Below are 13,892 nucleotides of genomic sequence, written 5' to 3' on the forward strand. Positions count from 1 at the left end.
GGGGAGGGGAAGTGCGGTACCGGCGGACGGGCAGCGGAGGGTGCCCGTCAGATCCCGTCGCCTCTCGCCCGGCGATGCAGGAGCCAGGTACCGCCCGCGGCGGCGACGGCGAGAGCCGCCACACCGGCCGCGGTCTGCACGGGGTCGGGGCCAAGAGCGCCGCCGACCCCCGTCTTCACGCTTCCTCTCGGATACACCGGCGCCTCGGCCGCGGTCAGCGTCACCACCAGGTCGCCCGTCACCCGCTGCTCGTCGTCCCCGCAGGTCGCGACGATCTCGTACGTGCCCGGCTGCGCGCTCGGCGGCACCTCGAAGTGGCCGGCCGTATCCCCGTCGCCCGTCCCCGGCGCCAGCGGGAACGTGCCGGCGCCGACCGCGCTGGCGTCACCGGCCGCCGAACCGCCCTCCCCGCACCACGCCGTGGTCACCATGGCCCGCTCGCCCGGCACGACCGAGGACGGGTACACCTCCAGGCCGCCGGTCGATGCGGCGTCCCCGGCGTACACGGTCGCCGGGGAGGCGAGGCCGACGGCCGCGACGGCGAGCGCGGTACCGGTCAGCAGGCGGGCGGTACGTCGCATCGGTGCTCCTTTGAGCTCTTCGGTGGCCCCTGCCCTACCGAGGAAAGTGGCAGCGGACCCGGCCCGCTCCCCGAGCGCGCGGCGCGGATTGGGATGAACGGGTGTCGCCGGTGCGCCGGACGGGAGTCGATGTGACTGCGTTTCAGCAGGTCACGGGGGCGTGCCGGGCGGGCGGCGGAAAAGATCCCGAAGGGTGCGGGACGCGGGTGTGAACGGGTGACCGGCGCCGCCGAACGGGCCCGCCGCCACCACTGCTTGACCTCAAGTTTGGTCGAGGTATCAGGCTGTTCCGCATGGACACCACGACCGCCCCCCTGCGGGTGACCCTCCTTGTCGGCAGCAACCGCCACGGCCGCTTCGGCCCGGTCGTCGCCGACTGGCTCCTCGACCACCTCCGGGCCCACGACGACCTCGTCCCGGAGGTGGTCGACGTGGCCGAGGCCGACCTCCCCACGTCGTTCGCCCCGACCCCGGAGGCGACCGCCGCGCTGGCCGGGGTCACGCCCAGGCTCGCCGGTGCCGACGCGTTCGTCGTGCTCACGCCCGAGTACAACCACTCGTTCCCGGCGGGCCTGAAGAACGTCATCGACTGGCACTTCACCGAGTGGCGGGCCAAGCCCGTCGGCCTGGTCTCGTACGGCGGCCTGGCCGGCGGCCTGCGCGCCGCGGAGCACCTGCGCCAGGTCTTCGCCGAACTGCACGCCGTCACCGTCCGCGACACCGTCTCCTTCCACAACGCGGGCGCGTCCTTCGACGACGAGGGCGCGCTCAGGGACCCGTCGGGGCCGGACGCCGCGGCGAAGACGATGCTCGACCAGCTGGTGTGGTGGGGGCGCGCCCTGCGCGAGGCGAAGGAGAAGCGGCCCTACGACGACATCTGAGAACGCGCGGGGCCGCCCCGGGTTCCGTTGCGGAATCCGGGGCGGCCCCGTCGTGTGCGCGGCGGGCTCAGCCCACGCTCACCGCGCTCCACGCCGCGCCGACCGCGGCGTACTCGGCGCTGTCGGTGCCGTACAGGTCACCGGCCGCGCTCAGGGTGGCGGTGCGGGCGCCCGCGTAGTCCGTGGACGAGGTCATGTACACCGTCAGCGCCCGATACCAGACGTCCCCGAGCTTGTCCCGGCCGATCCCGGAGACCGAGGAACCGTCGCAGGTGGGGGAGGAGTAGCGCACCCCGCCCACGGTCCGCGCGCCGCTGCCCTCGGCCAGCAGGTAGGCGAAGTGGTTGGCGATCCCGGAGGAGTAGTGGACGTCCAGGTCGCCCACCGCGGTGCTCCAGCAGTCGGCCGAACTGCCGTCCCTGCTGGGCTTGTCCATGTAGCGCAGGGCGTCCCGGCCGAACCCGTCCCGGACGACCTTCTCGCCGATCAGGTAGTCCCCGGCGTCGGTCGAGTTGCCCGCGTGCCACTCCACCAGGGTGCCGAAGATGTCGGAGGTCGCCTCGTTGAGGCCGCCGGACTCGCCCGAGTACGTCAGCGCCGCCGTCGAGGAGGTCACCCCGTGCGTCATCTCGTGCCCGGCGACGTCCAGTGAGACCAGCGGCCCGAAGGTGCTCCCGTCACCGTCGCCGTACGTCATGCAGAAGCAACTGTCGTCCCAGAAGGCGTTGTTGTACTTGTTGCCGTAGTGCACCCGGTTGTACGACCCCTTGCCGTCGCCCGCGATGCCGCTGCGCCCGTGCACGTCCTTGTAGTAGTCCCACGTGACGTCGGTGCCGTACTGCGCGTCCACGGCGGCCGAGGCGCGGTCGCCGCCGCTGCCCGTGCCCCAGTGGTTGTCGGCGTCGGTGAACGGCGTCGAGGGGGCCCGGACCAGGCAGATGCCGAGGAGGCACAGGTCGGTCTGGTTCTCCGCGTCACCGGTGTAGGTGGAGCCGCGCGTCGGGTCCTTGAGCTGGTACGACGACCCCGAGGACGTCGTCTCCAGCGGAACCCTGCCGCCGTACAGCGACTCGCCGTCGCCCGCGGCCGTCTCGATGGTGTCCCAGGCGTCGATGCGGGCGCCGGTCCCGGCGTCGGTCAGCACGGTGCGCGCGACCGGGTTGCCGGCGGGGTCCATCGCCGCCGCGTTCGTCCGCCAGGCCAGCTTCGGGGTCCCGTGCAGGGCGTCGACCACCAACTGCGGCTTGGCGGTGAGCTTCTTCAGCAGCTCACCCGGGTTGGCGGCGCGCAGCGCGTTCGCGGCCAGGTCGGCGGCCTTGGGAGCCGACAGTTTCGGGGTGACGGTCGGCAGGGAGACCCGGGCCTCCGTCGCGCGGTCGGCGCCCCGGAAGTCGCCGTCGGGGGCGAGGTGGAGGACGAAGTCGCCGCCCAGGACGGGGAGTTCGCGGTAGGTGCGGTCGTAGCGGACGTGCTGGGTGCCGTCCTCGTCGACGATGACGTCGCGGACCTCGGTGTCCTGCGCCGCGGTCAGGCCGAGGGCGTCGGCCCGGTCGGCGAGGACGGCGGCCGCGTGTCCGAGGGCGTCGGCGGAGGTGGGTCCGTCGTCGGCTCGGGAGGTGGGGGAGAGGACGGTGCCGAGCAGCGCGGCGGTGGCGGCGGCGATGCCGGCCGTGGCGAGACGGGAACCTCGGACGTGCCGTATTCGGCTCATCGGACTCCTTGGGGAGGAGCGCTACGGGGCGCGTGGGGGTGCGGAGGCGTGGGGAGAGCGGGGGAGTGGGGAGTGCGGGGGTGTTGACTCAGATTTAAGGGACCCCCGGCATGTCATGTCCATAGCCCACCGGTGAAGATCATGAGGGGCATGAGGCGAGAGAATGACCTGTCGTGGACACCACGCGACTGCCGTTCTTCGTCTACGGGACCCTGCGCCCCGGCGGCGTGAATCACGATGCCTTCCTGCGCGGACGCACCCGCGCCGAGGAACCCGCCCGCCTGCACGGAGCGTTGCTCTACCCGGGCCCCGGCTACCCCTACGCCGTGGAGGCGCCCGGGGGGAGCGTGCGCGGGGAGGTCGTCACCGCGCTGCCCGGGGAGTACGAGGCGCTGCTCGCCGAACTGGACCGGCTGGAGGAGTACGTGCCGGGCGACCCGCGCAACCTGTACGACCGGGTGGCCAGGACCGTCGTACGGGACGTCGACGGGACGACCCTGCGGGCCTGGGTGTACGTCGCCGCCCCCGCGGTCGCGGCCCGGCTGCGGGCCACCGCCAGGCCGATCGCGGACGGGAACTGGTCCGTGCGATGACGGCAGCGGGCCCGGCCGTCGCCTACCGCGCCACCTCCACCCGCACCGCGCACACCTTGAACTCCGGCATCCGCGAGGTCGGGTCGAGGGCCGGGTTGGTCAGGGTGTTGGCGCGGCCCTCGCCCGGCCAGTGGAAGGGCATGAACACGGTGTCCGGCCGGATGCCGGTGGTGATCCGGGCCGGCGCCACCGCCCGCCCCCGCCGGGACACCACCGCCAGCGGGTCCCCCTCCGCCGCCCCGAGCCGCGCCGCCAGCCGCGGGTGCAGCTCCACGAACGGGCCGGGCGCGGCGGCGTTCAGCTCGGCCACCCGCCGGGTCTGCGCCCCGGACTGGTACTGCGCCACGACCCGCCCCGTGGTCAGCAGCACCGGATACGCGTCGTCCGGCTCCTCGGCGCTCGGCCGGTGCGCGACGGGCACGAACCTGGCCCGGCCGTCGTCGGTGGCGAAGCGGTCCAGGAAGAGACGCGGGGTCCCCGGGTGCGGGGGAGTGTCCTCCGCCGGCGCCGGGCACGGCCAGAACACGCCGTTCTCCTCCGCGAGCCGCCGGTAGTCGATCCCCGAATAGTCCGCCGGGCCGCCTGCGCTGGCCCGGCGCAGCTCCTCGAAGACCTCCTCGGGTCCGGTCGGGAACCCCTTCTCCACACCCAGCCGCCCGGCCAGGCCGTGCAGCACCTCCAGGTCGCTGCGGACCCCGTCCGGCGGCGTGATCGCACGCCGCCGCAGCAGCACCCGCCCCTCCAGACTCGTCGTCGTCCCCGTCTCCTCGGCCCACTGCGTCACCGGCAGCACCACGTCCGCCAGCGCCGCCGTCTCGGAGAGCACCACGTCGCACACCGCCAGGAAGTCCAGCGACCGCAGCCGCCCCTCGACGTGCGCGGCCCGGGGCGCCGACACCACCGGGTTGGACCCCATCACCAGCAGCGACCCGATGTCCGTCCCCAGCGCGTCCAGCAACTCGTACGCACTGCGCCCAGGGCCGGGCAGCGAGTCCGGGTCCACGCCCCACACCTCGGCCACGTGGCGCCGCGCCGCCGGGTCCGTCAGCTTGCGGTAGCCCGGCAACTGGTCGGCCTTCTGCCCGTGTTCGCGCCCGCCCTGCCCGTTGCCCTGCCCGGTCAGACAGCCGTACCCGGACAGCGGCCGCCCGGCCCGCCCGGTCGCCAGGCACAGGTTGATCCACGCGCCCACCGTGTCCGTGCCCTTGGCCTGCTGCTCCGGCCCGCGCGCGGTGAGCACCATGGCCGCCTCCGGCGCGCAGAACAGCCGCACCGCCTCCCGCAGCTCCGGAACGGACACCCCCGTGATCCGCTCCACGTACTCCGGCCAGTGCGCCATCGCCGCCGCCCGCGCCTCCTCCCAGCCGGCCGTGCGCTCCTCGACGTACCGCTCGTCCACCCGCCCCTCGGCGACCACCAGGTGCAGCATGCCCAGCGCCAGCGCCAGGTCGGTGCCGGGCCTCGGCGCCAGGTGCAGGTCGGCCTGCTCGGCGGTCTTCGTGCGGCGCGGGTCGACGACGATCAGGGTGCCGCCGTTCTCCCGCAGCTCGGTGAAGTACCGCAGGGACGGCGGCATCGTCTCCGCCGGGTTCGACCCCACGAGAATCACGCAGCCGGTCTTCGGGATGTCCTCCAGCGGGAACGGCAGCCCCCGGTCGAGCCCGAACGCCTTCGTCCCGGCCGCCGCCGCAGACGACATGCAGAACCGGCCGTTGTAGTCGATCTGCGAGGTGCCCAGCACCACCCGGGCGAACTTGCCCAGCGTGTACGCCTTCTCGTTGGTCAGCCCGCCCCCGCCGAACACCCCCACCGCGTCCGCGCCGCGCTCCGCCCGGGTGCGGGCCAGGTTCCCGGCGATCCGGTCCAGCGCCTCGTCCCAGCCGGCCGGCACCAGCGCACCACCGTCGGAACGCACCAGCGGCGAGGTCAGCCGCGCCCCCGACGCGAGCACCTTTGGCGCCGTACGCCCCTTGCCGCACAGCGCGCCCCGGTTCACCGGGAAGTCGGCGCGCTCGCTCACCTCGACGGTCCCGTCGGCGGCGGGCGTCAGATTCATCCCGCACTGCAGGGCGCAGTACGGGCAGTGCGTGGCCGTGGCGGTGTTCTGCATGCCGTCCAGCCTGCGGCTTCCGTGTTACGCGGCCGGACGGCGCTCTGTTACACCGCCGGGACGGCGACCTCCCCGCCGCCCTCGGGCCACGGTGAGGGGCGGCCCCTCCGGCGGCGGCTCATCCGCCCTCGGCTCGTCCGGCGTCGGCCAGGGCCCGCGCCACCCCCGGCTCCTTCGGCCCGAGGAAGCGCGGGTCCGGCTCGAGCGCCGCGTCCAGCGCCGCCTTGCCCGCCGCGAGGACCTCCCGGGCACCCCCGTAGTACCAGGTCACGTCGTGGCGCTCGTCCACCCCCACGCCGTACGACGTCACCCCCGCCTCCTGGCAGAGCGCGACCGCCCGCCGGATGTGGAAGCCCTGGCTGATCAGTACGGCCCGGTCCACCCCGAAGATCTTCTTCGCGCGGACGCAGGAGTCCCAGGTGTCGAAGCCCGCGTAGTCGCTGACGATGCGCCCGTCGGGCACGCCGTGCCGCACGAGGTAGGCGCGCATGGCGTCCGGCTCGTCGTACTCCTCCCGGCTGTTGTCCCCGGTGACGAGCACCACCTCGATCCGCCCCGCGCGGTACAGCTCGGCCGCCGCGTCCAGCCGGTGCGCCAGGTACGGCGACGGCTCGCCCTCCCACAGCCCGGCGCCGAAGACGACGGCGACCTCGGTGCGCGGCACGTCGGCCGTGGTGCGCAGCCGGTCGCCGGTGACCAGGCGCATCCACGTCGCGGGCAGCAGCGCCAGCACGCACGCCGCCACCACCGCCCGGATCAGCCGCCGCTGCCCCGTGCGGGTGCGCGGCAGGCGCGGTCTGCGAAGTGTCGGGCGGCGCATCGGACGGTCCCCTCCCCGGTGGTTCCTGCCGTCAGGGACGTACCGGAGCGCCGTCCGGTTCGCCGGCCGCTCACACGCGGTGGGCGGCGGCGTGTGAACCGGCGGAAAATTGTCGTGACGCCCACGCAACGGGAAGGCAACGTCACCCGGCCACGATCGGTGCATGACGGTGATGACAGTGACGGGCAGCACGAGCACGCGGGCCACCGGCGGAGCACCCGCCCTGGTGGCCGTCGCCCACGGCAGCCGCGACCCGCGCGCCCTGAGCACCGTGAGCGCCCTCCTCGACCGGGTCCGCGCCCTGCGCCCCGGCCTGCCGGTGCACCTCGGCCACATCGAGCTGAACGAACCCCTGCTGCCCGACACGCTGGCCGCCCTCGGCGACGGGCCCGCGGTCCTCGTCCCGCTCCTGCTCAGCCGCGGCCACCACGTCAAGCGCGACATCCCCGAGATGGCCGCGGTCTCCCCGGCCCGCACCCGCGTGGCCGCCCCGCTCGGCCCGCACCCCCTGCTCGTGGACGCCCTCCACGCCCGCCTGCTGGAGGCCGGCTGGCCCACCCGGGCCCCCAGGGACGCCGCCGTCGTCCTCGCCGCCGCGGGCTCCCGCGCCCCCGACTCCCGCACGGACACGACCCGCACCGCGTCCCTCCTCGCCGCCCGCCTCGGCGTCCCGGTCCTCCCCGCCTACGCCTCGGCGGCGTCCCCCACGGTCCCGGAGGCCGTCCGCGCCCTGACCGCCCGCGGCCACCGCCGGGTGGCCGTCGCCGCCTGCTTCACGGCCCCGGGCCGCTTCGCGACGGAGACCGCGGCGGCGGCCCCGTGCATCGCGTCCGCCCCCCTGGGCACCCACCCGTCGATGGCCCGCCTGCTCCTGCGCCGCTACGACGAGGCGGTGGCGGCACCGGCCATGACGCCGGGCGCGAACCGGCCGGCGCGCACCTGACCGACCCAGGGGCGCGGGGAACTGCGCGACCAGCCACGACGGGCCCGCACTCGCCCCACCACCCCACCCCGGCACACGGGTAGGCGCTCCATCGGTCATCCCTTCCGCTTAATGTTCATCACATGGAAGGCACAGACACCCCACCCCCCTACGACCCGACGTCAGTCGCCCGCTGGGCCCCCGAGCCGGACAAACGCCCCGGCCGCACAGCCTTCCAACGCGACCGCGCCCGCATCCTCCACTCCGCCGCGCTGCGCCGCCTCGCCGGCAAGACCCAGGTCGTCACCCCGGGCGAGGGCAGCCCCATGTGGGACGCCAGCCCCCGCACCCGCCTCACCCACTCCCTGGAGTGCGCCCAGGTCGGCCGCGAACTCGGCGCCGCCCTCGGCTGCGACCCCGACCTCGTGGAGGCCGCCTGCCTCTCCCACGACCTGGGCCACCCGCCCTTCGGGCACAACGGCGAACTGGCGCTCAACACCTTCGCCGAGGACTGCGGCGGCTTCGAGGGCAACGCCCAGTCCCTCAGGCTCCTCACCCGCATCGAGCCCAAGCGGTTCACCGAGGACGGCTCCGTCGGCCTCAACCTCACCCGTGCCACCCTCGACGCCGCCACCAAGTACCCCTGGCACCGCGGCGCCCACCCCACCGACCCGGCCTCGCGCAAGTTCGGCGTCTACGACGACGACCGGCCCGTCTTCGAGTGGCTCCGCAAGGACGCCCCCGGCGCCCGAACCTGCTTCGAGGCCCAGGTCATGGACTGGGCGGACGACGTGGCGTACTCCGTGCACGACGTCGAGGACGGCCTGCACGCCGGCCACATCGACCCGAACTGCCTGCTCGCCGACCCCGAGCGCGAGGCCGTCTTCGAGGCCGCCGTCGGCCGCTACGTCCCCGTCGGCACCGACCACGCCGAACTCGCCGCCGCCCTCGACCGCCTCCTCGCCCAGGACTGGTGGCCGCACGGCTACGACGGCACGGCCGGTGCCCAGGCCCGCCTGAAGGACGCCACCAGCCAGCTCATCGGCCGGTTCTGCCTGGCCGCCGAGACCGCCACCCGGGCCGCGTACGGCGGCGGCCGGCTCACCCGGTACACCGCCGAGCTGGTCGTCCCGAGGGAGACCCAGCTGGAGTGCGCCGTCCTCAAGGCGGTCGCCGTCCGGTACGTCATGCAGCGCACCGAACAGGAGGCGCTCCGCGCCGACCAGCGGATCGTCGTCGCCGAACTGGCCGAGGCGCTCACCGCCCGCGCCCCGGACGGCCTCGATCCGCAGTTCCGCGCCCTGTTCGACGCGGCCCCCGACGACCGGGCTCGCAAACGGGTGATCGTCGACCAGATCGCCTCCCTCACCGACGCCTCGGCCCGCTCGCTTCACGCCCGGCTGACGGGGCATCCATGAGACTGGTGTGACAGGCGTGACCCGACGGACCGCGAAGCTCCGGAAACCGGACGCTCCGTGGCCTGATCGGGTCGCTCCTCTTCCCGCACCACGCCACGTGCGGGACGCTCGCATGTGGCGGCACCCTGACGAGGAGGCAAACAAGTGGTCGACGCGGATCAGACATTCGTCATCGTCGGAGGCGGCCTGGCGGGCGCGAAGGCGGCCGAGACACTCCGCACGGAGGGCTTCACCGGCCGGGTGATCCTCATCTGCGACGAACGCGACCACCCTTACGAGCGCCCCCCGCTGTCCAAGGGCTACCTCCTCGGCAAGGAGGAGCGCGACAGCGTCTTCGTGCACGAGCCCGCCTGGTACGCGAGCCACGACATCGAGCTGCACCTCGGCCAGACCGTGGTCGCGATCGACCGCGCCGCCAAGACCGTCCACTACGGCGACGACGGCACCCACGTCAGCTACGACAAGCTGCTCCTCGCGACCGGCGCCGAGCCCCGCCGCCTCGACGTCCCCGGCACCGACCTCGCGGGCGTCCACCACCTGCGCCGCCTCGCCCACGCAGAGCGCCTCAAGGGCGTCCTCGCCTCCCTCGGCCGGGACAACGGCCACCTCGTGATCGCCGGCGCCGGCTGGATCGGCCTGGAGGTCGCGGCGGCGGCCCGCGAGTACGGGGCCGAGGTCACCGTCGTCGAGCCCGGCCCGACCCCGCTGCACGGCGTCCTCGGCCCCGAGCTGGGCGCCGTCTTCGCCGAGCTGCACGAGTCGCACGGGGTGCGCTTCCGCTTCGGCGTGGAGCTGACCGAGATCGTCGGCCAGGACGGCATGGTGCTGGCCGCCCGTACCGACGACGGCGAGGAGCACCCGGCGCACGACGTGCTCGCCGCGATCGGCGCCGCCCCGCGCGCCGCGCTCGCGCAGGCGGCCGGGCTGGAGATCGCCGACCGGGCGCACGGCGGCGGCGTCGTCGTCGACGAGCACCTGCGCACCTCCGACCCCGACATCTACGCGGCCGGCGACGTGGCCTCCTTCCACCACGCCCTCTTCGACACCAGCCTGCGCGTGGAGCACTGGGCCAACGCGCTGAACGGCGGCCCGGCGGCGGCCCGCGCGATGCTCGGCAAGGGCACGGCGCACGACCGCGTCCCCTACTTCTTCACCGACCAGTACGACCTGGGGATGGAGTACTCCGGCTGGGCGCCCGCGGGGTCGTACGACGAGGTGGTGATCCGCGGGGACGCGGCGAAGCGCGAGTTCATCGCCTTCTGGGTGAAGGAGGGCCGCGTGCTGGCCGGGATGAACGTCAACGTGTGGGACGTCACGGAGCCGATCCAGCAGCTGATCCGCTCGAAGGCCCGGGTGGACACGGAGGCCCTGGCGAACCCGCACGTATCGCTGGAAAGCCTCGTCGCCTAGCTGTCGTACCGTCCCCGGCCGCGATTCCCTGGGGGCAACCCCCGGACCCCCGGCCGGGCCCCGCCGACCTCACGTCCGGCAGCCGCTTCGCGGCGGGCCGTGGCCGCAGCCGGCGCCGGTCACCGTGCCGGAGCATGTCGGTGCCGACCCGTAGACTTCACGCGTGGCAGGACGGATCAACGACGAGGACGTGAAGGCGGTACGGGACGCGGTCCCGATCGACGCCGTCGTCTCGGAGTACCTCCAGCTGCGCAACGCGGGCGGCGGCAATCTGAAGGGGCTGTGCCCCTTCCACGACGAGAAGTCCCCGTCCTTCCAGGTCAGTCCGAGCAAGGGGTTCTTCCACTGCTTCGGCTGCCAGGAGGGCGGCGACACCATCACGTTCGTGATGAAGATCGACCACCTCACCTTCTCCGAGGCGGTCGAGCGCCTGGCCGGCCAGGCCGGCATCACCCTGCGCTACGAGGAGGGCGGGTACAACCCCACCCACCAGCGCGGCGAGCGCATCCGCCTGGTCGAGGCCCACAAGATCGCCGCGCAGTGGTACGCGGAGCAGCTGGCGACCAGCCCCGAGGCGGACACCGGCCGCGCCTTCCTCGCCGACCGCGGCTTCGACCAGGCCGCCGCCCAGCACTTCGGCGTCGGCTACAGCCCCCAGGGCTGGGACCACCTCACCCGCTTCCTGCGGGGCAAGGGCTTCAGCGACAAGGAGCTGGTCCTCTCCGGCATCTCCCAGGAGGGCCGCCGCGGCCCCATCGACCGGTTCCGCGGCCGGCTGATGTGGCCCATCCGCGACATCGGCGGCGACGTCGTCGGCTTCGGCGCCCGCAAGCTCTACGAGGCGGACAACGGCCCGAAGTACCTGAACACCCCCGAGACCGCGATCTACAAGAAGTCCCAGGTCCTCTACGGCATCGACCTGGCGAAGAAGGACATCGCGAAGGCGTCCCGGGCGGTCGTCGTCGAGGGCTACACGGACGTCATGGCCTGCCACCTCGCCGGCGTGACCACCGCCATCGCGACCTGCGGCACGGCCTTCGGCGGCGACCACATCAAGATCCTCCGCCGGCTCCTCATGGACAACGGCTCGGCCCGCGTGATCTTCACCTTCGACGGCGACGCGGCCGGTCAGAAGGCCGCCCTGCGCGCCTTCGAGGACGACCAGAAGTTCGCCGCCGAGACCTACATCGCCATCGCGCCCGACGGCATGGACCCCTGCGACCTGCGCCTCGCCAAGGGCGACGACGCCGTGGCCGACCTGGTCGAACCGCGCACCCCGCTCTTCGAGTTCGCGTTGCGCCAGATCGTCTCCCGCTACGACCTGGACACCCCCGCCGGCCGCGCGTCCGCGCTGGACGAGGCCGCCCCGGTCGTCGCCCGCATCAAGAACAGCGGCGCCCAGCACGAGGTCGCGGTCCAGCTCGCCGGCATGCTCGGCATCCTGGACACCCAGTTCGTCGTCAAGCGCATCGCCCAGCTGGCCCGCTGGGCCCGCGACCGGGGCGGCAGGGGCGCTCCCGGCCCTGACCGGCAGCAGCACGGCGGCGCCCAGCACCAGTCCGCGCCCGCCCGCCCCGGCCCGCGCGGCCCGGCCCTCAACCTCCGCAACCCGGTCTTCGCCACCGAACGCGAACTGCTCAAGCTCGCCCTCCAGCGCCCGGACCTGGTCTCCCCGGCCTTCGACGCGTACGGCGTCGACGAGTTCACCGCCCCGCCCTACGCCGCCGTGCGCGAGGCGATCCTTGAGGCGGGCGGCGCCGAGTTCGGCGTCCAGGACCCGCAGGACTACCTGGTCCGGGTGCGCGAGGCGGCCCCGGACGACACCGTCCGCGCCATGGTCACCGAACTCGCCGTCGAGGCGATCATGCTGCACCGCGGCGTCAAGGACGTCGACGAGGTCTACGCCGGCGCCCAACTGGTCACGGTCCGCCGCCGCGCCGTCGAACGCCGCATCCGCGACATCACCGGCCGCCTCACCCGCCTCTCCGGCCACGGCGACCCGGCCGAACTGGCGGCCGTCCAGAACGAACTCTGGATCCTCCAGCAGTACGACCAGAACCTCCGCGTCCACGGCGCCGCCGCCCTCTAGTCCCGACCCCGGGTAACCAGGCGGTCACCCCCCGGACGCAAAAAGTCACCGCACGCCCCTCGTGGCGGTGATGTGTCGTACCCCACACTGGGGGCGGTGCCTGAGTCCTCGGAGTGTGGCCGATCCGTTCCGGCGGGTCCCCGGTTCCCGCGGTTCCGTTTCACGGCGTACGGGACGGACGGCGGCGAGCGAGCCGACTCCGCCCCCCGAAGTACCGCCGCCGGCCCCCGCCGGCCGCGTCCATCCTGGAGGTCGCCCCCGTGCAGACCCAGACCCTCACCCAGACCGACGCACGTACCGACGGCGCGGAGCCGGACGCCGAGCGCGGGGTCCTCGTGGCCATGCCCCCGGAGAACGAGACCGCCGAGCCGGAGCCCGCCGAGCCCGAGCCCGCCGAACCGCCGCCGCCCACCCGTACCGAGTCCGGTGGCCCCTCCTCCGACCTGTTCCGGCAGTACCTCCGCGAGATCGGGAGGATCCCGCTGCTCAGCGCGGCCGAGGAGGTCGACCTGGCGCGGCGCGTGGAGGCCGGGCTGTTCGCCGAGGAGAAGCTGCGCCTCACCCCCGACCTGGACAGCAGCCTCGCCCTCGACCTGGACCGGATCGTCGTCCTGGGCCGGGTCGCCAAGCGCCGCCTGATCGAGGCGAACCTGCGGCTCGTGGTGTCGGTGGCGAAGCGGTACGTCGGACGCGGGCTGACCATGCTCGACCTGGTGCAGGAGGGGAACCTCGGGCTGATCCGGGCCGTGGAGAAGTTCGACTACGCCCGCGGCTACAAGTTCTCCACCTACGCCACCTGGTGGATCCGGCAGGCCATGTCCCGCGCCCTGGCCGACCAGGCCCGCACCATCCGCGTCCCGGTCCACGTCGTGGAGCTGATCAACCGGGTCGTCCGCGTCCAGCGCCGCATGCTCCAGGAACGCGGCTACGAGCCCACGCCGCAGGAGGTCGCCGACCACCTGGACCTCGCCCCCGAGCGGGTCGGCGAGGTGCTGCGCCTCGCCCAGGAGCCGGTTTCGCTGCACGCCCCGGTCGGCGAGGAGGACGACGTCGCCCTCGGCGACCTGATCGAGGACGGCGACGCCGCCAGCCCCGTCGAGTCGGCCGCCTTCCTGCTGCTGCGCCAGCACCTGGAGGCGGTCCTCTCCACCCTCGGCGAGCGCGAGCGCAAGGTCGTCCAGCTCCGCTACGGCCTGGTCGACGGCCGCCCCCGCACGCTGGAGGAGATAGGCCGCATCTTCGGCGTGACCCGGGAGCGGATACGCCAGATCGAGTCCAAGACCCTCAACAAACTCCGCGACCACGCGTACGCGGACCAGCTCCGCGGCTACCTGGACTGAGCCGGACCGCCGCGGCA

11 protein-coding genes are annotated in these 13,892 nt (G+C 73.9%); 7 read left to right on the top strand and 4 right to left on the bottom strand.

Annotated features, from left to right (window positions below):
- Nucleotides 1-47: 47 nt before the first annotated feature.
- Nucleotides 48-581, bottom strand: a complete 534-nt coding sequence (locus tag ACGF3J_RS02810; protein ID WP_161327200.1) for a hypothetical protein — start codon at nucleotides 579-581, stop codon at nucleotides 48-50.
- Nucleotides 582-874: 293 nt separating this feature from the next.
- Between ACGF3J_RS02810 and ACGF3J_RS02815 the strand changes: the two genes are divergently transcribed.
- Nucleotides 875-1,462: an NADPH-dependent FMN reductase gene (locus ACGF3J_RS02815; protein WP_161327201.1), complete on the top strand. Its 588-nt coding sequence runs from the start codon at nucleotides 875-877 to the stop codon at nucleotides 1,460-1,462.
- A gap of 67 nt (nucleotides 1,463-1,529) precedes the next feature.
- Here the strand turns inward: ACGF3J_RS02815 and ACGF3J_RS02820 are convergent, their stop codons facing one another.
- Nucleotides 1,530-3,173, bottom strand: a complete 1,644-nt coding sequence (locus tag ACGF3J_RS02820; protein WP_161327202.1) for a M4 family metallopeptidase — start codon at nucleotides 3,171-3,173, stop codon at nucleotides 1,530-1,532.
- Nucleotides 3,174-3,346: 173 nt separating this feature from the next.
- On the opposite strand from ACGF3J_RS02820, the gene ACGF3J_RS02825 reads away from it, so the two are divergent.
- Nucleotides 3,347-3,766, top strand: coding sequence for a gamma-glutamylcyclotransferase family protein (locus ACGF3J_RS02825; protein WP_161327203.1), 420 nt, complete (start codon nucleotides 3,347-3,349; stop codon nucleotides 3,764-3,766).
- A 22-nt stretch (nucleotides 3,767-3,788) separates the two neighbouring features.
- On the opposite strand, the gene ACGF3J_RS02830 is transcribed toward ACGF3J_RS02825, so the two are convergent.
- A complete protein-coding gene (locus ACGF3J_RS02830; protein WP_161327204.1) occupies nucleotides 3,789-5,876 on the bottom strand; it encodes a molybdopterin oxidoreductase family protein in 2,088 nt (695 codons plus the stop codon).
- 118 nt (nucleotides 5,877-5,994) lie between these two features.
- Entirely contained in the window at nucleotides 5,995-6,696 is a 702-nt protein-coding gene (locus ACGF3J_RS02835) for a vancomycin high temperature exclusion protein (protein ID WP_161327205.1), read from the bottom strand.
- A 163-nt stretch (nucleotides 6,697-6,859) separates the two neighbouring features.
- Here ACGF3J_RS02835 and ACGF3J_RS02840 point away from each other — a divergent pair, with 163 nt between their 5' ends.
- The 5 genes from ACGF3J_RS02840 to ACGF3J_RS02860 all read left to right on the top strand — a co-directional run bounded on the left by ACGF3J_RS02840 (nucleotide 6,860) and on the right by ACGF3J_RS02860 (nucleotide 13,875).
- Nucleotides 6,860-7,639 (top strand): sirohydrochlorin chelatase, encoded by a 780-nt coding sequence (locus ACGF3J_RS02840; RefSeq protein WP_161327206.1) that lies wholly within the window; start codon nucleotides 6,860-6,862, stop codon nucleotides 7,637-7,639.
- Nucleotides 7,640-7,761: 122 nt separating this feature from the next.
- Entirely contained in the window at nucleotides 7,762-9,036 is a 1,275-nt protein-coding gene (locus ACGF3J_RS02845) for a deoxyguanosinetriphosphate triphosphohydrolase (RefSeq protein ID WP_161327207.1), read from the top strand.
- Between the two features lie 144 nt (nucleotides 9,037-9,180).
- A complete protein-coding gene (locus ACGF3J_RS02850) occupies nucleotides 9,181-10,446 on the top strand; it encodes an FAD-dependent oxidoreductase (protein ID WP_161327208.1) in 1,266 nt (421 codons plus the stop codon).
- Nucleotides 10,447-10,609: 163 nt separating this feature from the next.
- On the top strand, nucleotides 10,610-12,535 hold the full coding sequence (gene dnaG / locus ACGF3J_RS02855; RefSeq protein ID WP_161327209.1) for a DNA primase: 1,926 nt from the start codon (nucleotides 10,610-10,612) through the stop codon (nucleotides 12,533-12,535).
- 122 nt (nucleotides 12,536-12,657) lie between these two features.
- Nucleotides 12,658-13,875, top strand: coding sequence for an RNA polymerase sigma factor (locus ACGF3J_RS02860; protein WP_161327222.1), 1,218 nt, complete (start codon nucleotides 12,658-12,660; stop codon nucleotides 13,873-13,875).
- Nucleotides 13,876-13,892: the final 17 nt, after the last annotated feature.

The organism is Streptomyces sp. NPDC048171, assembly GCF_043202655.1.
GTDB lineage: Bacteria > Actinomycetota > Actinomycetes > Streptomycetales > Streptomycetaceae > Streptomyces.